Origin of the sequence: Hymenobacter sp. PAMC 26628 (assembly GCF_001562275.1) — a bacterium.
In the GTDB taxonomy this organism is placed as follows: domain Bacteria; phylum Bacteroidota; class Bacteroidia; order Cytophagales; family Hymenobacteraceae; genus Hymenobacter.
This window is the reverse complement of record NZ_CP014304.1, coordinates 4,246,290-4,271,295: the sequence shown is the minus strand read 5'-3', so window position 1 is coordinate 4,271,295 and position 25,006 is coordinate 4,246,290. Positions and strand designations below refer to the sequence as shown.

Genomic DNA, 25,006 nt, shown 5'->3' with positions numbered 1-25,006 from the left:
TGCCCCCGCATGAAGACCCACATTTTGGTCGTCGACGACGAGGCCGACCTTGAGCTGCTTATCAAGCAGAAGTTCCGGCGCCAAATCCGCGAAAACGTGTACGAATTCCGGTTCGCGGCCAACGGAGAGGAGGCCCTGGCCAGCCTGGCGGCCCACCCCGACACCGACGTCCTGCTCTGCGACATCAACATGCCCGTGATGGACGGGCTCACGCTGCTCTCGAACCTGCCGGCCGCCAACCCGGTGGCCAAGGCCGTGATGGTGTCGGCCTACGGCGACATGCAGAACCTGCGCACGGCCATGAACCGCGGGGCCTACGACTTCGTGACCAAGCCCGTGGATTTTGCGGACCTGGAGCGGACGATGGAAAAAACCGCCGCTCACGTGCAGCAGCTGCGCCAAACGCTGCTCGCCATCCGGGAGAACAACATCCTAAAGATGTACGTCGACGAAACGGTGATCAACTTCATGGGCCGGCCCGGTTTCGAGAACCAGCTGCTGGTTAGCGAAACCGTGGAGGCCACGGTGGTCTTCTTCGACCTGTGCGGCTTCACGGCCCTCTCGGAAGGGCAGCCCGCGGGCGTGGTCGTGCCGCTGCTCAACGCCTACTTCGACAGCATGGTGCAGGAAATCATCGCCCACGAGGGGCACGTCGACAAGTTCATGGGCGACGCGGTGATGGCCGTGTTCCGGGGCGCGTACCACCTCGACCGCGCCGTGGACGCGGCCCTGGCCGTGCGCGCGCTGCTGGCCGCCACCCAGAGCCCGCTGCCCGACGGCTCAACTTACCAGCCACGGGTGAGCATCGGCGTCAACACCGGCGACATGGTGTCGGGCAACATTGGCTCGGCCACGCTCAAGCGCCTCGACTACACCGTCATCGGCGACGCCGTGAACGTGAGCCAGCGCCTGCAGGCCGCGGCGCAGGCCGGCCAAATCCTCGTCAGCGAAGCCACCTACCAGCGGCTGAAAGAATCGTTCCAGTGCCAGCCGGTGGGCGAGGCGCACCTCAAAAACAAGGCCGCCCCGGTCATGACGTACGAAGTGGTGGCCTAAAGCACGTGCATACGCTAGGCACGACGGTCAAAGGGGCGGGTTGAACGTTAAAACCTTTATCAAATAAGGTTTTAACGTTTAACCCGCCCCTTTGACCTGCTTCAAACCCGTGCCCAGACTTGGAAACCATTCTAAGCCGGGGCCTGCACCGGGGCCGGGGCGCGGGCTTCGTTCTGGCGGCGCAGGCGCTGGCACAGCACCCGCACGATGTTGCGCAGCACCTCGCCGCGCTCCTCCATCACGTCGTAAAAGTCCTCTTGATCGAGCCGGAAGGCCGTTACCGCGTCCTGCGCCACCGCCGACGCCGAGCGCGGCTCGGTGTCGAGCAGAGCCAACTCGCCAAAAAAGTCGCCGTTGCCGAAGGTGGCCAGTTGTTGGGAGCCGTTGAAAATCCCGACTTGGCCTTCGTGGATGATGAAGAGCGAGGCTCCTAACTCGCCCTTAGCAAAAATCTGCTCGCCGGCGGCAAAGCGCACTTCGTGCATGATGGGCACAATGCTGCTGAGCACGTTCGCCGCCGTTTGGGCAAACAGCGCCGTTTGTTGCAGCACCCGCACCTGCTCGGCGGCGCCGATGGACGAAGTAGTGGCGGTGTGGCTCATAAGCAACTGGTTAAGGGGTTGGTGGGCGGCCTCTACGAGCCGGTAAAGGGCCGGCTGCCGTGCGGCGAGCCGCGCCAGCAGGGCGAAAGCGCTTTCGCGCACCAGCGGGCTGGGGCTGCGCAGGTGCGGCGAAAGCGCCGCCACCGAACTGGCAGTGGGCTGCCACTGCTCCAGGGCCACCCGCACGGTCCAGTCGGAAAAGGCGGTTTCGCCGCGCGTCACAATGGTCTCGACGACGGGAGCGGGGGCCAGCAGGGGCCCCAACAGGCGGTCAAAAATGCCCGCTTTTTCAGCGGGCGGATCTTGCGTGAGCAGGGCTTGCAGGCCCAGGTAGGTGGGCCGGGCAATGCTGTTGTCGAGAATTTCGAGCGCGTTGGCTTGGCGCTCGCGGGCGGCGTGGGCCACCCCGCGTTGCGCGTCGGCAATGAGCTGGGGCGCGTGCAGCTGGCCCAGCAAGGCAAACACCCGCTGCTGGGCCCGGGCCAGCTCGTAGTCGAGGCAACCGGCCAGCGCGGGGCCGGCCGTGGCCTGGCCGTGCAGCAGCAGCTGGGCCAGGTGCAATTCTTCGCGCACCAGGGCCTGAAACAGAGGCGCCTCGTGCTGCTCCGCGTCGGCGTGGCGCAGCGCCCGCATGGCCGCCTCGCGCCGGAACAGGTGGGGCTGCCGGGCCAGGGCCACCAGCAGCTGGTGGCTGGCGGCCGTGCGCAGGCGGCCGCACACCTGTGCTACCCGGCGCACCAGGGCCTGGTCGGGCTCGGCGCTGAGCACGTTCGCCAGCGTAGGTAGGGCGGCTTCGCCCAGGTGCAGCAGGTGCTGCGTCGCGGCGGCCCGGCCCGCCTTGCGCCCCAACTCCGTCACTAGGCGGCGAATCTCGTCGGGGCTAGCGGTGACCGGGGGGGCCAGGGCGCTGCCGGGGCGGCCGGCCGCCGGCGCTTCGTCTTCGCCCGGCGCAAAGCGCGGGCGCAGGGCGTGCTGCAGCTCGGCTACGTACTGGCGGTAGGTGCGCCCCAGCAGCAGCAGCACGCCGAGCAGCAGCAGGCCCATCCACGCGAACGGGGCCCCGGGGTGGCTCCCCGGCAGGGCGGGCAGCGCAAAGAGCAGCCCGCCGCCCAGGGCCAGGCCCAGCGGCTCGTAGAGGCCCTTGGCCAGGGTGTGCGCCTGCAGGCGCTCGGGCGGCGAAAGGGGTTGAAAGAGCAGCAAAAAAACGGGATCGAACACGGCCCGGCGCAGCACTTCCAGCCCCAGGTACAGCCCGCAGAAATACCGCAGCGCCGTGCCCGCGTTGGCCAGGTCGAGGCTGACGTACAGGGCCAGCCCACTTAGCAGGGCCACCGGCAACGCCAGCAGCACCCGGCGCACGCCCAGCCGGTCGAGGGTGCGCTGCGAGAGCAGCAGCTTGAAGACCAGGGCCAGCAGGTAGGTGCACCCGAGCACGGTGCCCACGTAGCGCATGATGGCCGCCTCGTCGTGAAAGCGGTGCTTGACGTTCACAAAAAACAGGTATTCGATGCCCGTCGTCACGGCCGCCAGGCCCAGCAGGCTCAAGCACAAGGTCGTTACCAGGCGGCTCTCGCCCAGCCAGCGGCGCAGCCCCGGGGCCACCGCTTGCTCCCGGGCCCGCCGCGGGGCAGGGGCCGCGGCCACCGCGTGCGCGCCCAGTGTGGCACGCAAGGCCAGTAGCGCCGCCAAGTAGGCCCCGAAGGCCATGCCCAGCAGCCACGGCAGGTCGGCGTTGCCGCGGATGGCCAGGGCCAGCACGGCCCCCAGCATTTTGGCCGGCATGTCGCCCGCGCTGATAACGCCAAACAGCCGCTTGCTCTGCCGTACGTCGAACACCACTGCCGCCACGCCCCAGAACTCCAGGCTGGTGAGCAGGTAGATGACCCGGTAGCCCGCCATCACAGCCACGGCCGAGGCCACCGAGTGGCCCGTAGCCACCAGCACGCCTAGCACGCCCGCCAACACCACCGCCGCCAGCAGCACCCGCACCGCCAGCTTTGGCAGGGGCCAGTGGTGCTCGAAGCGCCCGTAGAGTTGGCCCGCCGCCAGCATGGCCAGGGCCGCCGCGCCGTAGGCCAGCGGCAGGTTGCGCTCGGGGTTGTTTTCGAGCAGCAGCACGTTGGCCGCCACGTACACCAGCACGGCCCCGACCCCCAGCAGGCAGTTGTGCAGGAAAAATAGCCATACCGTGCGCCCCTCCCCGGTCCGCACGCCCAGCAGCCGTTTTCCGCGCTCGGTTATCGTCATGGCCCGCAAGTTATACCCGTCACGTAGAGGAAAACGAAAATAAGTGGTAAGGTTGCCACATGAACCTGATCCTAACTGCATCGGAGTAGAGCCAGTTGCGGATGAGGTGGTCTAGGAGTGCCGGACAGAAGAAGGCTGTCTTGTCCTGAAATAGGTTGACAGTTTTTGCCTAAAAAACTGTCTCATGGAAGACCACATTCGCGCCTTACTTCAGCGTTTTCAGTACAGCGAGCAACTCAAAGAAACGGCCGCGTTCCGCATTGTCTTTGGGGGCGAAACGCTGAGCCAGGTCATGGCCGACCTGGATATTCATAACAGCTATACCCTGCGCAACTGGGTGAGCCTTTATCAGCGTAAGCTGCAGACCGGCTTGTTCGTTTGCCCGGCTATGACACGAACACCAAAACGGGACGTGCAGGCCTTACAACAGCACAATGACGAGTTGGAAGAAACGCTCCAACAGGCCAATCTGCTAATTTTAGCCCTGCATACGATGATTGAGGTGGCCGCGCAAGAGCTACAAGTGCCCATCCGAAAAAAGTCTGGCACCAAACAGTCCTGAGGCTTCAGGAAAACGAAATCGCCCGGGTGAGCGTCGGTCACCTGTGTCGACTGTTTGGTGTCAGCCGACACGCCTTTTATCACCGCCAACACGACGCCCAACGGGTGCGTGGCCACGCTTTGCTGGTGCTGGACCCGGTGCTCGCGCTTCGGCGCGAGATTCCAGGGCTGGGTACCCGCTGCTGCTCCAACAACCCCTGGCAGCAAGCGGCATCAAAATGGGCCGCGACAAGCTGCATCAGCTCCTACAAACACACAATTTGATTCTGCGCCGAAAGCGGTCAGTGCCGAAAACGACGAATTCTGCCCATAGCCTGCGCAAGTAGCCGGACTTGCTGCTGGATACAGCGCTTACGGCGCCCCAGCAAGCGTGGGTGTGCGACATTACCTACTTGTGCATCGGGCTGGGCTTCGGCTACTTATTCTTGCTAACGGATGCGTATTCGAAGCTCATCGTCGGCTACTGCCTGCATCCGTACCTCACGGTGGAGGGCGCACTGAACGCGTTGGAAATGGCCCTGCAAAGCGAGCAGCCCCGCTCCGCATGCCTGATTCACCACTCGGACCGGGGGAGTCAGTATGGCAGCTTCGCTTACATCCAGCGGCTCCGGCAAGCCGGGATTGCCATCAGCATGACCCAACACGGCGACCCCTACGAGAATGCCGTGGCTGAGCGCATCAATGGTATCTTGAAAACGGATTTTCGGTTAAACCGCGTGTTTACCACCTTTGACGAAGCAGCCCGCGCCGTCGAGCAGAGTGTGCGCAATTACAATCACCTGCGCCCTCACATGAGTTGTAGCTATCTAACGCCGGCCGCCGCCCACGCCAGTACCAAGCCCTTGCAAAAGCATTGGAAACCTAAAGTCTACAAGATCGCGCAGCCCCCAACATCAACCGACACAGCTTAACTTGACAACCTGCTAGCAGGATTAAAACCACTCATTTTTTCTCCCGCAAAAACTGACAACTTTTTTTCAGGATTGGACAAATGGTCAACGCAGACCCGGACTACCACTAACCGATCAACTTATTTCTGGACAAGACGCTCGGTGTCGGCCGGGCCACCATTTACCGTTACCTAGCGCATTTAGCTGTCCCTACCGGTGGCAGTATGGGAGTAACCCCTGGCAGATAACGTAGGATATGCCCATACCCCTAGAAGGTAGCTAAGGGGGGAAACCACAGCTGAAACGCACTGCCTGCCCCCGCTACGGAATGGACCTGAATGCTGCCTTGGTGCAGCTGCATGATTTGCTTGGCCAAGCTCAGCCCAATCCCGGAGCCGTTGGGGCGGGTAGTGAAAAAAGGAATAAAGATGCTGTCCAGCACGTCGGCGGGAATACCGCTGCCGTTGTCCTTTACCTCGATAATCACCCGCTCCTGTTCATCGAACCAAGCCTGCAGGCTAAGGCGGGGGTTGGGGTTTTGTACGAGCGCCTGCGCCGCATTGAGCACCAGATTGATGAGCACTTGCTCCAGTAGGTGGCCGTCAGCGTGCAGGGTGAGGTGGGCGGGCCGGACGCTAAGGGTGACCTCAATGCCTTGCGCGGCCAGTTGTTCCGCCAGTAGCTGCCGGGTGGCCTGGAGCAACTCCCGCACATAAAGGGTCGTGCGCTGCGGCGAGGTCAGGGTACTAAATTCCCGGTACACTTGGGCGAAGCGCAGCAGCCCTTCGCTGCGCTGCTGGATGATGCGAATGCCGGTTCCCACGTCGTCGAGCAACTCATCTGAAGTCTCCTGCTGCCGGGCACGCTGCACGTGGCGGCCCAACGAATCGGCCAGCGAAGCGATGGGGGCAACCGAGTTCATGATTTCGTGCGTCATCACCCGGAGCAGTTGCTGCCAAGCAGCGGTTTCGGTATCAGCCAGGGCCTGGCTCACGTTTTTGAAGGCCAGGAGGGTAAACGCTTCGCCGCGTAGCTTAAACTGGGTGGCCGATACGAGCAACTGCACCGTTTGGAGGCCCACAATCAGCTTCACTACCGCGGGCTGGCCGGGAACCGCCCGGCAAATGGCCTCGTAGAGGACCGGCTGCCGGGATTGCAGCGCCCGGATGTTTTTCAGGTACGGCAGGTGCAGCGTCTGCTTAAACGCCTCGTTCACCCAGGCCACGGTGCCCGCCGCGTCGTAGGACACGATACCGGTATCGAGCAGCGCCAGGATGGTTTGCAGGTATTGGAACTGCCCTTCCTGCGCGGCCCGCAACTCCCGAAACGTGGCGTTGACCTGGTTGAAGGCCTCGTGCAAAGGCCGCAGCGACGCCGGGACGGACTGCACTGGGTACTGCCGCGAAAAATCCCGGTACTGGAGGGCCAGGGTGAAGTCGGCCAGGGCCTGCTGGCCGCGCGTCAGGTAACGGGCCAGGTCCAGGACCAGCGCTAACAGTAGCACCAGGGCCCCCAGGGCTAGCCCGTAGGCGTGGTGCAGCGCGGCGTACCCGCCCCCGGCCAGCGTGGCCACCAACATCACCAACCGCCCCAGCAGACGGGCATCCAGGCTATTAAATATCATGCTTGTCGAGCCGACGGTAGAGGGCGGTGCGGGTGAGGCCCAGTTCCTTGGCGGCTTTGGTGAGGTTGCCTTGATGGCGCTCAAGGGCCTGCTGAATGGTATTTTTTTCTATTTCCAGCAACGGCAGCGGATTCTCAGCCACGGTCGTAGCCGGCGCTGCCGCCGCGGAATCATGCGCCGATTCGGGGTGTCGAAACGAGAAATCCTCGGGTCCCAGCACCGGGCCGCTCCCCAAAATAACCGCCCGCTCCACGGCGTGTTGCAGTTCCCGCACGTTGCCCGGCCAGGCGTGCTGCCGAAGCTTGCGCAGGGTGGCGGGCGCAAACTCCGGGGCGGGGCGTTGGTTGCGGGCGGCGTACACCTGGGCGAAGTGCCGGGCCAGCAGCCACACGTCGTCGCCGCGCTCGCGCAGGGGCGGCAGCGTGAGTTCGACCGTGTTGAGGCGGTACATCAGGTCCTGGCGGAAGTCGCCGCGGGCCACCAGCGCGTGCAGCGGGGCGTTGGTGGCCGACAACAGCCGGATATCCACCGGTACGGGGGTGTTGCTTCCTACGGGCACCACCTGGCGGTTTTGCAGGGCCGTGAGCAGCTTGGCTTGCTGCGGCAGGCCAATGTTGCCAATCTCATCCAGAAACAAGGTTCCTCCGGTGGCCGCCTCAAAGCGGCCCACGCGGCTGGCCTGGGCATCCGTGAACGCGCCCTTGGTGTGCCCGAACAGCTCGCTTTCAAACAACCCCTCACTAAGCGCGGCCACGTCGGCGGCCACGAAAGGCCGGGCAGCACGGCGCGACTGCTCGTGCAGGGACTTGGCGACCAGCTCCTTACCCGTGCCGTTCTCGCCGAGCAGCAGCACGTTGGCTTCGGTTGGGGCGACTTTTTCAATGATGGCGCGCACTTCCTGCATGGCGGCTGACTCGCCGAGTAGCGCGGTAGCCGCGGCCGGCCCGACTACTTTTTTCGAGGTGACTCCGCTTTTGCTACCGGTTTTAGGTTGGAGAGCGGCGGCCAGCGTTTGCAGCAGTTGTTCGTTGTGCCAGGGCTTGAGCAGGAAGTCGGTGGCGCCGGCTTTAAGGGCGCGCACTGCCGTGCGCACGTCGCCATAAGCCGTAATGAGGATAACGGCCGTGGTGGGGTCGTATTCCCGGATGCGGCCCAGCCAGTAGAAGCCCTCGTTGCCCGTCGCCTGGCCGCTGCGGTAGTTCATGTCGAGCATCACGGCGTCGAAGTGCTGCTGGCGGAGCAGGGAGAGCAGCAGCTCCGGGTTTTTCTCCGTCACGACTTCCCGCACCTCGCTTTTGAGCAGCAGCTTGAAGGCGAACAGTACGTCGGGTTCGTCGTCTACTACCAGGATGCGGGCGTGCTTGAGAATCATGAAAAAAGGATGGGTAAAACGTAAAAGTGGGTGTTGTTAAACAAATAGGGGAAAACCTCCAACTCTAAGGTTTTCCCCTACTCTGTCTATCTACGAAGCTTTTATTTTCCGCGCCCTTAGGCTGGCTGACGATTGGCCACAAAAGGAGCTTGCTTCACATACTCGGGGCTATGGAGCTGTGTAAGCAGAAATTGTGCTAGGTCAGCTACTGTGATAGTTGGCCCTAGCAAGCATTCTAATCGCGCTTCCACATTGCTAATAAGCGCTGGCCCTTCTAAGAGATAGGGTAAACGAACGTAGGTCCACGCTAAATCACTATCTGAAAGAAGCTGCAACTCCCGCTCTCTGTCTGCCATAAAGAGTGGATAGTGCTGCTGCATATAGGCCGCAGCCTGTTTGGTGCCCGCATCGTGTTGCTCGTGGGCGGTTTGGTAAAGAGAAGTTACCGCGATATACCGCTTAATGTGTTGTGCTTGTAGAATAGGTAATAGCTGTGCTGTTACCGCGCTTAACATAGGAGCAGGTTCTCCTTTCGGGTTGCCTAATGTGCTGACTAGGGCTTGGCAACCCTGTAACAGCGTGGTTAAGGCTGCGGGGTCCCGGGCATCGCCTGAGATAATAGTGAGCTGCTTGTGCTGTAGCTGAAAATCAGCTGGATGGCGAAGTAAAAGACGGACGTTATAGCCGGTTTGTAGGGCTTGTTGTACTAGGGGCTGGCCAGCTTTGCCGGCTCCGCCTAAAATGGCGATGGTTGAAAAGATAGTAGACATGCTGCTAACACGTTGGGGACTGCCTAAGGTGGACAATCGGATAAGGCTAAAAAAGAGAAGAAAAGCCCTTATTCCGCAATGGGACTGGTGCTGATTTATTCCCCGCCATAAAAATGAGAAGAGCTCTTTCCGGGCATCCACGCTGAAAAATACCAGCGCAGCCGTTCGCGGTAGACCATACCGGCCTACACCTCCACTGGCAGGAGGTCGGAACAAGCAAAAAGGGGTAATTAGCAGATTTTAATGAGCCAAAGTAAAGCAACTATTCTTTAACAAGAACTGAGCACGGCTACTTTTTAGAAGAGTAGTTTCTTCTTTGAGGCAGTAGACAGGTGATTTGCCTAAGCTGGTGGGGGAGTAATGGGTTGGAGCTTTTACCCTATTTATTTAACGACACCCAAAAGTTGGGGCTAGCTGGCACCCGTACCAACCCAGGCCACATAAACCGTGCAGGCCTCTGAAAATGCTGGGTTTCAGTTGACCAAGACATTCCTGGCCCAGCAACAGCTTCAGACTGTATCAGAACCGAACGGTCAACTGTATCAAAACCGGACGCTTGGCAACAACTGGCTACTAGGTTTTCGAGCCAGGCCATTGAATAGCAATACTTTGTGAGTAAGGCACCGTTCTTGGCACCTCCGGTCAATAGCTTTTTGCTGCTATTCCCTGCGCCAAACCGAATGGATGTCCTGATACCGAAGAAAAAGTGGTCGTTTGTCACCCGCTGGTGGTGGCTGGGCGCCTTGGTGCTGGCGGGCACGGGCGCGGCCGGCCTCTACTGGCCCCGGCCGGGCCAGCGGCTGCACGTGGCGGCCAGCCGGCTGACCATCAGCCCTGTAACGCGGGGAAATTTTCAGGAATTCACGGCCATCGACGGGGTGGTGCAGCCGCTGCACACCGTGTACCTGGACGCGGCGGAGGCCGGCACCGTGCAGCAGGTACTGGTGGAAGAAGGTATGACCTTGACGGCGGGCCAGCCGTTGCTGCGGCTGGCCAATCCCGACCTGCAACTGGAAATGGTAAACCGCGAAACGGCCGTGTACGACCTGATGAATAACCTGCGCAACACCCGCAACCAGCTGCTGCAAAACCGCATCCTGCGCCAAAACCAGCTAGCCGACATCGACTTTCAGCTGGCCGAGGCCCGGCGGGTGTTCGACACCAACCAGGTGCTCTACGACCAGAAAGTGATTGCGCGGCAGGACTACCTGCAAAGCCAGAACGCCTACCGCTACCAGCTACGCCGGCGACAGCTGACGCAGCAGACCCTGCGCCAGGACTCAATAGCCATGCAGCAGCAGCTGGGCACCATGCAGGAATCGGTGCAGCGCATGACCAGCAACCTGGCCCTGATGCGGCGCAAGATGGACGACCTGCTGCTACGGGCCCCAGTCGGCGGGCGGCTCAGCTCGCTGGCCGCGGAAGTGGGCGAGGCCAAAACGCGGGGCCAGCGCCTGGGGCAGATTGACGCGCTGGCGGGCGTGAAACTACACGCCGCGGTGGACGAGTTTTACATTGCTCGTATCGGCGCCGGTCAGGTGGGCGAAGTGGTGGTGGAGGGCCAGGCGTATGCCTTGCGCGTGACCAAAATCTTCGCCCAGGTGGCCAAAGGCCTGCAAATCGACCTGGCCTTTATAGGCACCCCGCCACCGGGCCTGCGGCGGGGACAGACCCTGCCCATTCGGCTGGCGCTGAGCGCAAAGGCCCCGGCGGTGCTGCTCCCAAAAGGCGGCTTTTACCAGCAAACCGTGGGCAATTGGGCGTTTAAGCTGGGGGCCGATGGCACTAGGGCCCAGCGGGTGGCCATCCGGCTGGGGCGGCAGAACCCCGACTACTACGAGGTGCTGGCGGGCCTGCGTCCTGGTGACCAAGTTGTAACGTCCAGCTACGAAGGGTACGCCGACCAACAGGAACTAGTGCTGGACAACCACCAGCCGTAGGCATTTTACTAACTACTTGGCCCTAAAAGACTGCTAATCATGATTAAGACCGAAAATCTGGAAAAGGTATACCGCACCGAGGAGGTGCAAACCAAGGCGCTGAACCACGTCTCGCTGACGGTGGAGCAGGGGGAGTTTGTGGCCATCATGGGCCCCTCGGGCTGCGGCAAATCGACGTTGCTCAACCTGCTGGGCCTGCTCGACGAGCCCGACGGCGGCAGCCTGCAACTGCTGGGCACCGAAACCAGCCGCTACTCGGAGCGGCAGCGGGCCGAGCTGCGCAAGCGCAGCCTGGGCTTCGTGTTCCAGAGCTTCAACCTGATTGACGAGCTGACGGTGTTCGAGAACGTGGAGCTGCCCCTGCGCTACCTCGGCGTGGGGGCCGCCGAGCGGCGGCAGCGGGTGGAACAGGTGCTGGAGAAAATGCAGCTGCTGCACCGGCGCCACCACTTTCCCCTGCAACTCTCGGGCGGGCAGCAGCAGCGCGTGGCCGTGGCCCGCGCCGTGGTAAACGCCCCGCCGCTGCTGCTGGCGGATGAGCCTACCGGCAACCTCGACTCAGCCAGCGGCCACGACGTGCTGGGGCTGCTAACCGAGCTGAATGAGGCGGGCACCACCGTGCTCATGGTCACGCACTCTGAGCACGACGCCCGGTACGCCCGGCGCGTCATCCGCCTGCTCGACGGGCAGGTGGTGCTGGAAAACAGCCGCAGCCAATTCTAACCGATTCCTCACCCTTCGGCCATGCTTCCCTACCCCCTGCTGCTCCTCTACCGCAACTTTAAGCGGTTCAAAAGCACGTTCTTCATCAACCTGATTGGCCTTTCGACCGGCCTGGCCTGCGCGCTGCTCATCTACTTGTGGATAAGCGACGAGCGCAGCTTCGACCGCTACCACGCCCTGGACGGCCGGCTTTACCAGGTGATGGAAAACCGCCGTACGGCCGCCGGCATCGAGACGCAGCTCGGCACCATGCCGCTGCTGGCCGAGGCCCTGCGGCGGGAAATGCCGGAGATTGAATTCGTGGCCACTACCACGCCGGTCCCGTTTTTCGACGCGTTCTCGCTGTCGGCGGCGGGCGGCCAGCACCTCACCGGCGTCGCCAAATACGCGGACCCGGCCTTCTTCCAGCTGTTTTCCTACCCCCTGCTAGTGGGCACCCCCGCCACGGTGCTGCGGGATAAACATTCCATTGTGCTCTCCGCAGCCCTGGCCACTAAGCTCTTTGGGTCGCCGCAGAACAGCCTGGGCAAAGCTGTGAAATGGCAAATGATGACCGATAGCACGCAGACCAGCCTGGTGGCCGGGGTGTTTGCCGGGGTGCTCCGCAACTCGTCGGAGCAGTTTGACCTCGTGCTGCCGTTTGCCTCGTTCAGGGAACGGATGCAGGTGGGTGAAACCATCAAGTGGGACGACAACGGCCCTTTCAACACCTACCTGGCCCTGAAGGAGGGGGCGGACCCCGCGCAGTTTCAAGCCAAGCTGGCGGGGTTACTGAAAACCAAAAGCGCGCAGGCCCAGGCCCAGGGGCGCACGCTATTCGTGCGGCCGTTCTCGGCGGCATATTTGCACGGCACCTACGAAAACGGCGTTGCCACCGGGGGGCGCATTGCCTACGTGCGGCTGTTCGCCCTGATTGCCGGGCTCATTCTGGTGATTGCCAGCATCAATTTCATGAACCTGTTCACGGCCAAGGCCTCGCGGCGGGTCAAGGAAGTGGGCATTCGCAAGGCCCTGGGGGCGAGCCGCGCCGCGCTGGTGGGGCAGTACCTGACCGAGTCCGTGGTGATGGCCTTGCTGGCCCTGGTCGTGGCCGTGGGGCTGGTACAGCTCGTGCTCCCGCAGTTCAGCGCGCTGACGGGCAAGCCGCTGGCCTTGCGCTGGGAGTGGCCGCTGGTGGCGGCCAGCCTGGCCCTGGCGCTGGGTACGGGGCTGCTGGCGGGCAGCTACCCCGCGTTCTACCTGTCGGGGTTCCAGCCGGCGGCCGTGCTGAAGGGCAAGCTGCCGACCCGGGCCGGCGACGTCTGGACGCGGCAGGGACTGGTCGTGCTGCAGTTCACGCTCTCGGTGCTGTTCATTGTGGCCGTGGTGGTCGTTAACGCGCAGCTGGCGTTTGTACAGCGCCAGCCGCTGGGCTACGACAAGGCGCACGTAATCCGCTTTGAAGCGGCGGGCCGGGCGGCCCGCCAGCCCGCGGCGTTTCTGGCCGAGGTGAAAAAATTGCCCGGCGTCGTGCAGGCATCCAGTGTCGTGGGCGGCTTCTTGAGGGGGGGCAGCGGCGGGGGGGGCGGCCCTGAGGTGAGCTGGGGAGGCCGGCGCGTGGCGGTAAACGCGCAGTTGGGCAATTACGACCTGGTGGAAACCCTGGGCCTGCACCTGGTAGCGGGCCGCAGCTTTTCGCGGCAGTACCGCGCCGACAGCGCCGTTATCCTCGTCAACCAGGCCCTGGTGGCCAGCCTGGGAATGCCGGACCCCGTGGGCCAACGGCTCGACGGCGCCCGCATCGTGGGCGTGGTCCGCGACTTCCACCTCGAGTCACTGCACGAAAAAATCAAGCCCTACCTCCTTCGGCTGGAAACCCAAGCGGGCACCCTCTACGTCAAGCTCCAGCCCAACGCGGAGCAGGCCACGATTGCGCGGCTTCAGCAACTGTACGCCGCCTACAACCCCGGCTTTACGCTCGACTACACGTTTCTGGATACCGACTACCAGGCCCAGTACGTAGCCGAGCGGCGGGTGGCGGTGCTCGCTCGCTACTTTGCCGGGCTGGCCATTCTCATTTCTGCCCTGGGCCTGCTGGGACTGGCGGCCTTCACCGCCGAGCGCCGGCGCAAGGAAATTGGTATCCGCAAGGCCTTGGGCGCAAGCGAGCTGGGCATCGTCTGGTTGTTGACCAGCAGCCTGACCTGGCTGGTAGTCGTGGCCATCGTGCTGGCGTTGCCCCTGAGCTACCTGCTCCTGCAGCGGTGGTTGGAAGGCTTTGCCTACCGCGTGGCGTGGCAGTGGTGGTACTTCGCGGCGGCCGGCATGGGTGCCCTGCTTATTGCCTGGCTCACGGTGAGTGTGCAGGCCTGGCGGGCCGCCCGCCGCAACCCCGTGCTGAGCCTGCGGGCCGAGTGAGAGGCAGATAGATGGGTCGCTCTGAGTTGGGTGTTGTTGAACAGATAGGGGAAACCTCCGACTCAGCAGCCAACAGTGGATTAGTGGTCCAGCCATTGCTTAAAGTCCGGCGCGCGGCCCGCGCTGACGACCAGGGCCTCCCCCGCGACCGGGGGCGCTACCTGCAGGACCAAGCGGCCCTTGAAATACGGACTTTTCGCCCTGGCCTCGTTGGGGGTTGCCGGGCGGACCGCTTGTTCACTTCGGACGCACCGGAAGCCCGTGGGTCCGGCGCCCTAGCCCCAAGCAGCCAGCTGCTGGAGCGCAAGGCGGTCTCTAATTAGAAGCGCCGACGAAGACAAATCCGTCGGGGTGCCAGCTAAATGTAACGCCGCAATAAACTAAAAACTCTGCCCGCTCTCAGCTTATAACGCCGATTATGTTAGGTAGTAAGATACCCTGCGCCCGGCGGGAGCTAATATTCAACTTGGGAAAGTGGAAATTTATAACGGAGGCCTTTTCCAGCTTTCCAGCCTCCAACAGCGCACCTGTATAACCCATAGTATAATCCAGAAACAAAACAGCCACTCATCCTTGTGGATAAGTGGCTGATTCTGAATGAGCGAGAAACGAGGTTCGAACTCGCGACCCTCAGCTTGGGAAGCTATGGCAGTAGTCTAATTATGGGTTAGCCCCGTTCATCAAAACTGCCATAAACCGTCTAATAACAGCTATTCATTCTATTGTTGCTTATCGTTACTATCTGGCTTTCTATTACATTTGTGTAAACCGGCGTGTAAACCGCCATTGGTTTACACGCGATGAGCAAGACCACCGGTCATAAAGAAGGGCGCGCCACGGTGCGGGTCGTGTACTACACCAGCAAAACGCTGGCTGATGGCTCACACCCCTTGCTGGTGTGCATCACGAAAGACCGCAAGCGCAAGTACCTGTCCACCGGACTCTCGCTCCTGCCCAAATACTGGAACGCCAGCAAGAGCAACTACCGGGAGGCCATTCGCAAGAGCTACCCGGAGCCACACCGCGAGCAGCTACTGAATTCCTTAGGAAAATGGGAAGCCAAGTACAGTGAAGCCGCTGGCACATTGGCAGCAGCCGACGAGCAACACGATGCGCTTGCTGTGGCCACCAAGGCCATCGAAGGACGAAAGGCCACGCGCCGCGTGAAGCTGCTGGCCTACGTCGAGGAGCTGGCCGCCGGCATGGCCGCGGTCGGGCAGATCGGCAACGCAGGTATTTACCGGGACCTGGCCAGCCAGTTGGCCAAGTTCGTCGGCAGTGCGCACGGCGCGCCTGAGCCGCCACTAGGAAGGGGGCAGGAGGCAGACAAAGCTGCCTGGGTGAGCAAGCACGACGTGCCCTTCGAGCGCGTAACGGTGGCCTTTTGCACGGAGTGGGAGTCGGCGCTGCGCGCCACGGGCATCGAGGAGATTACATTATCGCTCCGCTTTCGGACCCTGCGGGCCGTACTCAACAAGGCCATTGCCGCGGGCGTGGCCAAAGCCGACTACTATCCGTTCGCGCGCACGGTTGCCGAGAAGCACAAGTTTAGCGTGGGCAAGTTCGACGTGAGCACCACCAAGCGGGCCCTGCCCCGTGATGCCGTGCGCCGGCTCGAGGCCTTGCAGCCGGGCACTGACCGGTTGCGCCTGGCCAGAGAGGTTTTCCTCTTTTCGTTCTATGGCGGGGGCATCAACTTCGTGGATCTGGCGCAACTCCGCTGGCGAGACGTAAGCTTTGACGCAGTTGGTCAGCCCGAACGCCTGCACTACGTGCGCCAGAAGACGGGCGGGAAGTTTTCGCTTAAGCTGCTGGGTCCGGCTTCCAATTTGGTGAGCGCTTACGCCCCCTTGACACGGGCCACGCCTGAGAGTTATCTGTTCCCCATTCTGGACCCAGCAAGGCACCAGACGCCCACACAAATCAAAAACCGTTTGCACAAGGTGCTTGGGCAAGTCAATGAGGATTTGAAAGTGCTGGCTGAGCAGGCGGGTATCACGACCTCGCTCACAACATATGTTGCTCGACACTCCTTTGCCACGGCTATGAAGCTGAACGGTACCAAAACGGCCATTATCAGCCAAGCCATGGGACATAAGTCTGAGGCCGTCACGTCTGTGTACCTGGATAGCTTCGCTTCGGTACAGGTCGATGCAGAATTTGATAAACTCTTGTAACTACTTTTTACATAAGGCAGCTTATGGCTTCTTACAGCGAACAACTAGCCCAACGGAAGCAAGCTGCCGCCAATGCTGAAGCAGCATTGGTAACACATTTTGGCCCCGAAGCTAAAAATTGCGCGAGTTGGAATAGCCTTTGGCAACGGGGGTGGCGGGAAGTCTTAGTTAACCCGGCTTCAACTGCAACATACCAGCCTAAAGGATTGCCTCCAGATGGAGCCGGCGGCTGGATCTCGGAGGACGGTCACCAAGCCTTCGCGGAACCGCCTAGTCTCTACAGTGACAAATTTTTGTTCTATTTCGCCACACAACTAGTTGATGGTGAGGCAACGGTAGCGGCAAGGATTTCGGAGTGGCTGGAAGATGCTGACGAGATAGATTGTGATCAACTCAATACTGCTGTGGGCAAAGTGGCTACTTGTTTGGCCAATTATAACCTGTACCATGTGAGTGGTACAGGCTGGAACGTGGACATGGGCATACTCGAACCAACGCGGTTGGAAGCATTTTTCCAGAATTGGAAAGGCACAGATGAGGAGGCTGGGTTATTCATTTCCCGTCCTGGTTTAGCCGTTGCCAAGCATCAAGCTGTGCCAGCGGTTGTAGTGAGTAGTGTATTACAAGCCGTGAGTAGAAGGATTGAAACTCGGCAGCAGCAGTTGAAGAACGGTGTAGCCATTCAAACGCCTTTCAAGGAGAATGGCAAAATGCCGTTACCCACGTTGGCTTTAATTCTAATCTACGAGCACCAAGTATTGCAGCGTGGAGAACAGGCTAACCAACTGGCTCGCAATGCTGGATATAACAGCGGTGACAGCTTGTACAATGAATACTGCCGCTATTCGACTAAGGATAACCGGTTAGGGTTTGATAATGATACAGCTCAAAAGGGGCGCAATATGATAAGCCGTATTCGCGCAGCACTACCTTACCTAAAAGATGGCTCAAAACAAATGGCTGAAAATGAGATCAATATAATTGATGGTAGAATTTCGTAACCGGTTGTAACCGGTTACCGTCCTACGCACAAAGGCAATTTTGGCCCGTCAAACTAATCAGACGGAAGCCATGCATAACCCCTTTGAAAACCTCAGTACCAGACTGACTAACCTGGAAACTCTGGCACTGCAAATCTTGGAAAAGCTTGGCAGTAATACCGAGAACGTCGCTCACATCGGTGGCATTGAGCTGGCTCAAGAAATAACACGCTTAAGTAAGGCCCGCCTATACGCGTTAGTATCAGCGCGGCGCATTCCGCACAGCAAGCGAGGCCAAAGATTGTATTTTGATCGTGCTGAACTACTAGCGTGGATCCAGGCTGGCAAGCGAGCCCAAAACGAAACGGCCGCCTGCATATGAATGCCGACGACCGCAACGCTTTGGAGTGCTTTGGAGTGCACGACAAAGTTAACGAGAACTCAGGGGTTTACCTATCAAAAAAGGGCACACCAATTACCAGTACGCTGCCCATGTCGAAGGACCTCGACATGACGCATGGCAACCTGTTGCAAACTCTGGACAACTTGGATGTAAGTCCAGAGTTTGATCGAATGAATTATCATTCGATTACTTACCGCGACAGCCGTAATCGCCAGCAACGGGAAGTCGTCATGACCCGGCAGGGGTGCGTACGCTTGCTTTTGGCGTTCCGAGGAAAACGCGCCGCCGCCTTCCTTGAGCAATACATTGCCCAGTTTGACCGCATGGAAGCTCGATTGAGAGCCTCACAGTCGGCAGCGCCAGCGGCCACGCCCTTAGTCGCACTAACCCGCACCGATGTACAGGTAACTCACGTCAAAGCGGCCAACGCATACTTGTGGCGCCTTGCCAATGACCCGCACGTTCTTATCCAGCACCACCGCCAAGTCATGTGGTTGCTGACCACCCGGACCCCTAGCCAATACAGGCGTGACGCAGTGGAAAACGGAATGCGGGTTAGCTCGCTCTCTGGCCGCCAGGTGCTACGCCAACTGGAGCCAGCCAAGGCCTGCACCGCGGCCTTAATGGACGAATTGGTCGAACAAGGCTGTACCCTGGAGCAAATCGCCGCTGCTGGCATCCCTCAGACGCTCACGGCGGCCTTTGATGCCATGCTCAGGTGCGGTATCGCTCCCGCCGAATTGCGAGCGGCCGCTTAGTAGTGCTATTCCGCTAAGCGCGCCCATGGCTCATCCCAGCACCCTGCCCTTAACGCTGCCGGCCGACGTGTTGCGCCTGCCTTACCCGCCCGCTACACGTTTAGTGCTAGCCGAAATCGTGAGCCTGCACGCCGCCAACCGCGGCTGCTGCGATTGCTCCGATGCCCACCTAGCTGCTCGCCTCACCATCGCCAAAGACACGGCCAGCGTTGCGGTCCAGTTGCTCGAAAAAGACGGCTTGCTAGTGAAGCACGTCGTACGGGAACGCACCGGATTCTACCGCACACTGGCTCCCGTCGCGGCGGCCATTGCCGCCAAGGCCGCGGCCAACCCCTACCCGGACTTTCCGGGTACCCGGAAAACGCCGGTACACGGAAATACCCCCCCAGCCTACCCGGAAATTCCGGCTACCCCTACCCGGAATTTACCCCTCGCCCTACCCGGAAATTCCGGCAGTAATACTACACTTAATACTCCAGAGAGTTTACAGGTAAATAATACATCAGCGGCTAGCGCCGCAAGTGCGCCAATTGGTGGAAGAGAGGCTACTCTTTTCCCCTCAGAAATGGAGACAGCGCCTTCCCGTACCACGACCACACCGGGCCTCAGCTTCGAAGAGTTTTGGGACGCCTACGCTTACAAGCGGGATCGTAAAAAATCGAAGGGGCAGTGGCAGTCGCTAAAGCCCGCCGAGCGCGTCGCGGCGCTCGCCGCCGTGCCGGCCTACGTGGCCGCGACGCCAGACAAGCATTTTCGGAAAAACCCGCTGACGTGGCTGCGCGGGTCCTGTTGGCTCGACGAGGAAAACCCCGAACCATTCAAGTCCCGTGTCTCGGGTCCCGCAGGCGGGTCCCCGCCAGTGGCTGCCCCCTTCGCCATCGCCGACAAAGTGCGGCAACAACAACAAAACAATTACCTATGACAACCGCTGACCTCCTTGCCCCACCGGCCAACACCGACCTTGAAGCCGCCGTGTTGGGGAACATGCTCCTGTCGCGCGACGCCGTTAGCCTAACCATAGCCTTGCTACGCGCCGGCGCGGCCGTCTTCTACCGCCCTGCTTACCAAGTCGTGTATCGTACGATACAAGTGCTTCACAGCAAAGGCGATGCGGTGGACGTACTGACCGTAATTCAGCAGTTGCTAACGGATGGTTTACTGGAAAGAGCCGGTGGCGCGGCCGATGTGGGCCATCTCGTCAAATGCGTACCGTCGGACTTACACCTGAAAACCTACTGTCTGCAGCTGGTCGAATTGCACACGAAGCGTTGCGTCGCAGAGATGGCAGCTCAACTGCGCGATCAGGCGCTTTCGCCTACCCACGATCCGCACGACTTGCTGGCTGCGGCCCAGCGCACGCTCAACGAGCTGCACGACACGCTGCAACTGCGCCGGGCCCAAACCGTGGCCGAACGCTTTCCCGCCGCCGTGGACGAAATCGTGGCCGCGACCCGGGCCCCCAACGGCATCACGGGGGTGACGTCGGGGTTGTGGGCCCTCGACAAGGTGACGGGCGGCTGGCAGCCCGAGGATTTGATCATCGTGGCGGCGCGGCCCGGCATGGGCAAAACCAGCGCCTCACTGGCCATGGCCGCCATGGCCGAAGCAGCAGGCGTGCCCGGCTTCTTTGTCTCGTTGGAGATGGGCGCGGGCCAACTGGTTAAAAAGCTCATTGCTAACGAACTAAGCTACACCACCTCGCAGCTCACCAAGGGGGCCCGCTTGAGCCCAGCTGAGGCGGAGAGCATCCGCACCCGCGCCGCCGGTACGGCCCGTTCACGCCTGTTGCTCGACGACACGCCCGGCTTGAGCGTGGGCGAGTTCCGGGCTAAGGCTGCCAAAGCCGTGCAAGAACACGGCGCGCGTTTCGCTATGGTGGACTACCTGCAATTAATGACGGGCGACGCCCGCGGCAACCGCGAGCAGGAGATCAGTTCCATCTCGCGCGGGCTAAAACTTGTGGCCAAGGAGCTCAAAATACCGGTGCTGGCCATGTGCCAGCTCTCGCGGGCGGTGGAAACCCGGGGCGGCGACAAGAAGCCGCAGCTCTCGGATCTGCGCGAGAGCGGGGCCATTGAGCAGGACGCGGACGTTGTGATTTTCCCCTACCGGGCCGAATACTACGGCACCCTGCAGGACAGCGAGGGCAACTCCACCGCCGACTTGACAGAGTTCATCATTGCCAAGCATCGCAACGGGGCCCTAGCCAACGTGTTTGTGCGCTCCAACATGGCAACGGGGCGCTACGAAGACCTGGAAGCTGATGCTCCTGTGACAGTGTCCAACGCGTTGGACGACCACGCGACCAGGGCCCTGCCTACTTCCCAGTTCGACCGCGACCCTCCCTTTTAGTCCTGCTCAGTATCCGCTCAATCAATTGACAATTGGTGGTTTACACGATAAACCATTCATAAAACTGAACATTCCCGGTTTTACAAACGGCGTACCCAGCCCCCCTAACTCTTCATTTTCCTTCTTATGAGAATCCACGTCTTAACGCCAATCGAAGGCTACGGCACCCTAGCCTCTCTCTTCAACGACTACATGCGCGGCCTCGCAGGCCTCCAGTTCGTCGCCGTTCCCCGGCAGACCGTGGCGCAAATGACCGCGCTGGTCGCCCAGGATGCGGCGGCCGGCACCCAACACGCAGCCGAGCAGGCCCTCCCGTTCTACAGTTTGCAGGTGCTGGACAACGCCCTAACGGACCTTCACCGCTGCGTGCAACTGGCCGGGCTGGAGCTCTGCGATTTCTTTAAGATTTATCGAGGCAATTTCTTCGATTTTGCCGTGGGACAGCGCCAGGAGTTACTTGAAATCCATGGCAGTGACGATGACGGCGATTGGAACGAAGACGGCAGCATCCGCCACCGGGTGGATGCCGCGGGGCTGTTACCCTTCACGCTGCGTGCCGCGCTCGCGCCTTATTTCACGGGGCCCGCTGCCCGAGGCGAGGCCATTGGGAGCAGCCAACCGGCTGACTTTTCATTTTTTCACAAAATTGTTGGCAATGCCTCGGCCTTTAGCCCAATCAGTTTGCTGGCTGCGGTGACCAGCGAGCCCCTGCCGCTCTACCAACGGTCCGAAAGCGGGGGAATGGTGTCAGAAACGTTGGGCGACCAATTGGAGCGTCAGTTGAACGAGGATTTGCAAGGCGAAGCGGTCGTCCAGCGCTTCAACGCGGTGCTGCACTTGGGGCAAACCGCTGCCGCCCTCTACGCTACGCTGGGCCCTGAGGACGCAGCCGGTTACCAGCGGCTCTACAACTTGGTGAAGCAGATGGACGCTTAGCCCAGTACACCCTAACGCCGGTCTATTCGACTCTTTTACAACCACCTTCGTGTGCGTGTGTCGGCCGGCTAGTTCCTCTCCCACATTTCCTCATTTCCTGCAACGCCTACAAAATGCCTGTCCCGCCGCCAGCCTCCGCTGATTTACCGCTGTTTCTTGTGGTAGCCGAAGTAACGGCGCGTCGCCGGTGCGCTGCTCGCTACGGCCTGCGCAGCGGGGCCCTGCCCGTGCTGGCAGCAGTCGGGGCCCTGGCCGCGCGCAACACCGCAGCGATTCAACCCGCTCACCTGCACGCGGCGGGCCTGATGTCGGCCAGCTTGCTGCGCAGCTACGTGCGCGAGTTGTGTATGGCTGGCCTGGTGGAGCGCTACACTCGGGGCGGCACCCGGTACCTGTGCCTCGCCGCTCCCGGCGTGCGTTGCCTGGCTTGGTACCAGCGCGCGCTGCGCAGTGGTGCGCAGGCCTACTTTTCCAACACCCGCATTGGCTGAAGGCTGTGCAGACCCGGTGAAAGACCAAGCACCCCCGTGCTGCAAAAGCTGGGGCCTCGGGCAAACGAAACCAGCAAACCCGGTACCCCTCTGCGAAGGGCCACCCCCCGCATGGCTTCAGGAGCCCCGCCACCCGGCCTGCTGATTACCAGCCACGGGGCGGGGGCTTTCTGCTGGGGCCATGACCAGCAAGTGCCAGAAGCGCACAACGGCAACGCAATGGAACGGAGCGGCGCCCCGAAAGCATAGCGCTTAACTGACCTGTAGGGCAGAGGGACGCAGCCGGCGGGCGCAGCCAAGCGTCACGCTTCGGGGCCTGGCGGCAAGCTCCAAGCAAGACGAAACCACTCACATTTAATGCGTAATAAATTGAAGTATTCAGCTGATTTTTAGTATATAAGCGTGCAAAATGTTGTACCTTGAGAGAACTGGTTATCTACTGAAAGCAACTCCCAACCGTGCACCCTTCTGCCTCGCCCGACCTCTGCAAGCACGGCCATGCTTTCACGGAAGCGAACACTTACAAGAGCAAAAGGGGCCGGGAGTGCCGCCAGTGCCGGCGCGTGCAAACCGGCTACAAGGGCTACCGCCAAAAACGCCCTTTAGCTGACCGGTTCTGGCCCAAAGTGGATAAAACACCGGGCTTCGGCCCCCACGGCACGTGCTGGCGGTGGACGGGTGCTCAGGCGAGTCAGTACGGCGCCATCATGATTGAGCGCAAAAAACGGTTGGCGCACCGCGTCGGCTACGTGCTGGCAGTGGCACCGGTAGCGCCGGGGGTGAACGTGCGACACACGTGCAGCACGTCACTGTGCGTCAACCCAGCGCACTTGTTCGTGGACAGGCTTCAATGCAAAAAAGGTCATCTGCTTACCCTGGCTAACACCTACGTCGGATCCGATGGCGGAAAGCGGTGCAAGGCGTGCATCAAGCAGAATTACACCCTAAAGGGGCGCGTAGCCCAGCCATAACATGCCCATTAACGGAGAAAACTTAGGTATTCTAGGCCCTCGTATGGGTGCAGCCGTCGTGCTTGGCACCGACAACAGCGCGCTCAACATCCTCAACCAGGGCTACCGCGCCCGCGAGCTGCGCGCCCAGCGCGAGGCGGCGGCGCAGGCCAAGCGCGACGCGGAGCGCGGCAAGCAGTTGGTGGACGCCGTGAAGTTTCCCACCGACGGCAGCCACCTCTTCGGCAACGCCTTGCAACAGCAAGTGTACCAGCCCCTGCTTGGCAAAATCACGCCGTTCTACCGCAGCGACAGCGGGCTGGACGAGGTGGGCCGCCGGGTAGCCGCGCAGCCGCACCTGCAACAGGCCGACAGCGAAACCGTCCAGAGCAAGGCCAAAACGGCGTTCGTGGACGAGAAAATCCGCGCTGCCCAGGCCGACAAGGCCCTCTACAACGTGGAGAACCTGTCGCGCGGGCTCTCGGCCCGCTTGCATGCCCCAGACGGGCGCGAACTGTTGCCCTCGCAATTCGACGAGGAACAGTGGCACCAGGACGCGCTGGCCAACGCCGACAACTACAACGAGCCCGAAGTGATCAAGCGCAGCGTGAAGGACCTGTTCCCGGCCGTGACCCAGCGCATTGCCGAGGCGGGCACGCTCGGCGGGCAGCACTTCGCCGACCAAGTAAAGGGCCGCTTTGTCGCCTACGATGGCCACGGACGCCCGGTACTCAACGCCGACGGCAGCCCCCAACTCAACCTCACCAAGGACACCGAGGCCCTGCTCGACCAGGGGCTGCTCAAGCTGCAGGTTGACAAACGCGCCGCCGCCTACGAGGCCCGTCGCGCCGCCGACCCGTCGCTGCCCGTGATGACGCGCCGCGGCCACTTGGCCACAATGCTCGGCCCCCTGGCTTCCTACGACACCGCCCACGACGAAGGACTCAACGCGCGCGTCGCACCGCCCCGCACCGGGGCCGCTCCCAAGTTTACCGTACTGCCCAACACCGGTGGGGGCGGGGCAGCCGGCGTGGGCATTGCCGACCACGGCCGCGCCCTGAACTACCCCACGCCCTACGTGGGCCAGGCCCCGCAGAAGCAGAAGCCCAGCGGCGAGGTGGTGAGCTTTTCCCACGCCGGGGCCGTGCACAACACGTTTATCCGGCAGATTCCTGGCCGCGACGACGAGGTGGTGGCCAATAACAAAGAGCCGCAGGATGTGCAGTATGGCGGGCATTTCACCGCCTTGGTGACGCCCTCGGGCAAGCTGGTGCGGCCCCACAACGAGGCCGCCCTGAGTCCAGAACAGCTGCACCGGTACTGGCAGCAGGAGCGCGAAAAAGATTCGCGGCTCACCGTGGAAACGGTCATCACCGGCAGCCCCGCCAAGGGCAAGAACCGATTGGGTGACCGCGAGAGCGTTGCCCAGGCGCTGGCCAGCAGCTACGGCGGGCGCGGCCACCGGCCCTCGCACGAGGAGCTGCTGAAAAAGGCCGACGACCTCATTGGCCAGCAGAACGCCACCTACCAGTACGTCTACCGCGACGGCACGAAGCGCGAGATCGACGCTTTCGCCCCCGGGGCCTACAACGGCCCGGAGAAAGCCGCCGAAATCGAGCGGGCCCGCCGCGCCGCCGACCAGGCGTCGGCCCCGCGCCAATTGAGGGGCCCGGCGGCCGCGCTCCAGCACGCGCAGGCCTCCACCGTGGCTCCTGGCACCCCTACCCCTACAAGCATTCCCACCGGCAACGCCAGCCGCTTCCGTAAAAAACGCTAA

General features: G+C 61.6%; 19 protein-coding genes. 15 read left to right on the top strand and 4 right to left on the bottom strand.

The annotated features are described in order from the left end of the window. Positions 1 to 9 precede the first annotated feature (9 nt). Positions 10 to 1,056, top strand: a complete 1,047-nt coding sequence (locus AXW84_RS18565; RefSeq protein ID WP_068236724.1) for an adenylate/guanylate cyclase domain-containing protein — start codon at positions 10 to 12, stop codon at positions 1,054 to 1,056. A 131-nt stretch (positions 1,057 to 1,187) separates the two neighbouring features. On the opposite strand, the gene AXW84_RS18560 is transcribed toward AXW84_RS18565, so the two are convergent. After that, a complete protein-coding gene (locus tag AXW84_RS18560) occupies positions 1,188 to 3,905 on the bottom strand; it encodes a cyclic nucleotide-binding domain-containing protein (RefSeq protein WP_068236720.1) in 2,718 nt (905 codons plus the stop codon). 184 nt (positions 3,906 to 4,089) lie between these two features. Here AXW84_RS18560 and AXW84_RS18555 point away from each other — a divergent pair, with 184 nt between their 5' ends. Further along, positions 4,090 to 4,467, top strand: a complete 378-nt coding sequence (locus tag AXW84_RS18555) for a transposase (RefSeq protein WP_068236717.1) — start codon at positions 4,090 to 4,092, stop codon at positions 4,465 to 4,467. Positions 4,468 to 4,858: 391 nt separating this feature from the next. Then, positions 4,859 to 5,377 carry an integrase core domain-containing protein gene (locus AXW84_RS18550; RefSeq protein ID WP_236943164.1) on the top strand — a complete coding sequence of 173 codons (519 nt, stop codon included), beginning with the start codon at positions 4,859 to 4,861 and terminating at the stop codon, positions 5,375 to 5,377. Between the two features lie 247 nt (positions 5,378 to 5,624). Here AXW84_RS18550 and AXW84_RS18545 read toward each other — a convergent pair whose 3' ends face one another. The 3 genes from AXW84_RS18545 to AXW84_RS23560 form a co-directional block, all read right to left on the bottom strand. Further along, positions 5,625 to 6,980 (bottom strand): sensor histidine kinase, encoded by a 1,356-nt coding sequence (locus AXW84_RS18545; RefSeq protein ID WP_071892300.1) that lies wholly within the window; start codon positions 6,978 to 6,980, stop codon positions 5,625 to 5,627. Continuing rightward, a complete protein-coding gene (locus tag AXW84_RS18540; RefSeq protein WP_068236708.1) occupies positions 6,970 to 8,352 on the bottom strand; it encodes a sigma-54-dependent transcriptional regulator in 1,383 nt (460 codons plus the stop codon). Before AXW84_RS18540 ends, AXW84_RS18545 begins: the two co-directional genes overlap by 11 nt. Before the next feature lie 116 nt (positions 8,353 to 8,468). Then, the gene (locus AXW84_RS23560) at positions 8,469 to 9,122 is read right to left on the bottom strand and encodes an NAD(P)-dependent oxidoreductase (RefSeq protein ID WP_071892297.1); all 654 of its coding nucleotides are present in this window, start codon (positions 9,120 to 9,122) and stop codon (positions 8,469 to 8,471) included. Between the two features lie 680 nt (positions 9,123 to 9,802). Here AXW84_RS23560 and AXW84_RS18535 point away from each other — a divergent pair. The 12 genes from AXW84_RS18535 to AXW84_RS18480 all read left to right on the top strand — a co-directional run bounded on the left by AXW84_RS18535 (position 9,803) and on the right by AXW84_RS18480 (position 25,006). Continuing rightward, entirely contained in the window at positions 9,803 to 11,062 is a 1,260-nt protein-coding gene (locus AXW84_RS18535) for an efflux RND transporter periplasmic adaptor subunit (protein ID WP_068236705.1), read from the top strand. Between the two features lie 39 nt (positions 11,063 to 11,101). After that, positions 11,102 to 11,785 carry an ABC transporter ATP-binding protein gene (locus tag AXW84_RS18530; protein ID WP_068236702.1) on the top strand — a complete coding sequence of 228 codons (684 nt, stop codon included), beginning with the start codon at positions 11,102 to 11,104 and terminating at the stop codon, positions 11,783 to 11,785. A 21-nt stretch (positions 11,786 to 11,806) separates the two neighbouring features. Continuing rightward, a complete protein-coding gene (locus tag AXW84_RS18525; protein WP_068236698.1) occupies positions 11,807 to 14,182 on the top strand; it encodes an FtsX-like permease family protein in 2,376 nt (791 codons plus the stop codon). Between the two features lie 800 nt (positions 14,183 to 14,982). After that, positions 14,983 to 16,359 (top strand): site-specific integrase, encoded by a 1,377-nt coding sequence (locus tag AXW84_RS18520; protein ID WP_068236694.1) that lies wholly within the window; start codon positions 14,983 to 14,985, stop codon positions 16,357 to 16,359. 23 nt (positions 16,360 to 16,382) lie between these two features. Then, positions 16,383 to 17,360: a hypothetical protein gene (locus AXW84_RS18515; protein ID WP_157887117.1), complete on the top strand. Its 978-nt coding sequence runs from the start codon at positions 16,383 to 16,385 to the stop codon at positions 17,358 to 17,360. Positions 17,361 to 17,430: 70 nt separating this feature from the next. Then, positions 17,431 to 17,721 carry a helix-turn-helix domain-containing protein gene (locus AXW84_RS26585; RefSeq protein WP_071892294.1) on the top strand — a complete coding sequence of 97 codons (291 nt, stop codon included), beginning with the start codon at positions 17,431 to 17,433 and terminating at the stop codon, positions 17,719 to 17,721. Continuing rightward, a complete protein-coding gene (locus tag AXW84_RS18510; protein ID WP_082773980.1) occupies positions 17,718 to 18,500 on the top strand; it encodes a Rha family transcriptional regulator in 783 nt (260 codons plus the stop codon). Before AXW84_RS26585 ends, AXW84_RS18510 begins: the two co-directional genes overlap by 4 nt. A 25-nt stretch (positions 18,501 to 18,525) precedes the next feature. Then, the gene (locus AXW84_RS25180) at positions 18,526 to 19,422 is read left to right on the top strand and encodes a hypothetical protein (protein ID WP_157887116.1); all 897 of its coding nucleotides are present in this window, start codon (positions 18,526 to 18,528) and stop codon (positions 19,420 to 19,422) included. Beyond that, on the top strand, positions 19,419 to 20,852 hold the full coding sequence (locus tag AXW84_RS18500; RefSeq protein ID WP_071892288.1) for a replicative DNA helicase: 1,434 nt from the start codon (positions 19,419 to 19,421) through the stop codon (positions 20,850 to 20,852). The genes AXW84_RS25180 and AXW84_RS18500 overlap by 4 nt, the downstream gene beginning before the upstream one ends. A gap of 126 nt (positions 20,853 to 20,978) precedes the next feature. Continuing rightward, the gene (locus tag AXW84_RS18495) at positions 20,979 to 21,788 is read left to right on the top strand and encodes a hypothetical protein (protein WP_068236678.1); all 810 of its coding nucleotides are present in this window, start codon (positions 20,979 to 20,981) and stop codon (positions 21,786 to 21,788) included. A gap of 158 nt (positions 21,789 to 21,946) precedes the next feature. After that, positions 21,947 to 22,279: a hypothetical protein gene (locus tag AXW84_RS18490; protein WP_068236675.1), complete on the top strand. Its 333-nt coding sequence runs from the start codon at positions 21,947 to 21,949 to the stop codon at positions 22,277 to 22,279. Positions 22,280 to 23,293: 1,014 nt separating this feature from the next. Further along, complete coding sequence (locus tag AXW84_RS18480) at positions 23,294 to 25,006, top strand: hypothetical protein (RefSeq protein WP_068236670.1); 1,713 nt, start codon at positions 23,294 to 23,296, stop codon at positions 25,004 to 25,006.

What these genes read in the sequence shown, in the direction of transcription:
- AXW84_RS18565 (WP_068236724.1), top strand. Translation starts at nt 10, where the DNA reads ATGAAGACCCACATTTTGGTCGTCGACGACGAGGCCGACCTTGAGCTG.
- AXW84_RS18560 (WP_068236720.1), bottom strand. Translation starts at nt 3,905, where the DNA reads ATGACGATAACCGAGCGCGGAAAACGGCTGCTGGGCGTGCGGACCGGG.
- AXW84_RS18555 (WP_068236717.1), top strand. Translation starts at nt 4,090, where the DNA reads ATGGAAGACCACATTCGCGCCTTACTTCAGCGTTTTCAGTACAGCGAG.
- AXW84_RS18545 (WP_071892300.1), bottom strand. Translation starts at nt 6,980, where the DNA reads ATGATATTTAATAGCCTGGATGCCCGTCTGCTGGGGCGGTTGGTGATG.
- AXW84_RS18540 (WP_068236708.1), bottom strand. Translation starts at nt 8,352, where the DNA reads ATGATTCTCAAGCACGCCCGCATCCTGGTAGTAGACGACGAACCCGAC.
- AXW84_RS23560 (WP_071892297.1), bottom strand. Translation starts at nt 9,122, where the DNA reads ATGTCTACTATCTTTTCAACCATCGCCATTTTAGGCGGAGCCGGCAAA.
- AXW84_RS18535 (WP_068236705.1), top strand. Translation starts at nt 9,803, where the DNA reads ATGGATGTCCTGATACCGAAGAAAAAGTGGTCGTTTGTCACCCGCTGG.
- AXW84_RS18530 (WP_068236702.1), top strand. Translation starts at nt 11,102, where the DNA reads ATGATTAAGACCGAAAATCTGGAAAAGGTATACCGCACCGAGGAGGTG.
- AXW84_RS18525 (WP_068236698.1), top strand. Translation starts at nt 11,807, where the DNA reads ATGCTTCCCTACCCCCTGCTGCTCCTCTACCGCAACTTTAAGCGGTTC.
- AXW84_RS18520 (WP_068236694.1), top strand. Translation starts at nt 14,983, where the DNA reads ATGAGCAAGACCACCGGTCATAAAGAAGGGCGCGCCACGGTGCGGGTC.
- AXW84_RS18515 (WP_157887117.1), top strand. Translation starts at nt 16,383, where the DNA reads ATGGCTTCTTACAGCGAACAACTAGCCCAACGGAAGCAAGCTGCCGCC.
- AXW84_RS26585 (WP_071892294.1), top strand. Translation starts at nt 17,431, where the DNA reads ATGCATAACCCCTTTGAAAACCTCAGTACCAGACTGACTAACCTGGAA.
- AXW84_RS18510 (WP_082773980.1), top strand. Translation starts at nt 17,718, where the DNA reads ATGAATGCCGACGACCGCAACGCTTTGGAGTGCTTTGGAGTGCACGAC.
- AXW84_RS25180 (WP_157887116.1), top strand. Translation starts at nt 18,526, where the DNA reads ATGGCTCATCCCAGCACCCTGCCCTTAACGCTGCCGGCCGACGTGTTG.
- AXW84_RS18500 (WP_071892288.1), top strand. Translation starts at nt 19,419, where the DNA reads ATGACAACCGCTGACCTCCTTGCCCCACCGGCCAACACCGACCTTGAA.
- AXW84_RS18495 (WP_068236678.1), top strand. Translation starts at nt 20,979, where the DNA reads ATGAGAATCCACGTCTTAACGCCAATCGAAGGCTACGGCACCCTAGCC.
- AXW84_RS18480 (WP_068236670.1), top strand. Translation starts at nt 23,294, where the DNA reads ATGGGTGCAGCCGTCGTGCTTGGCACCGACAACAGCGCGCTCAACATC.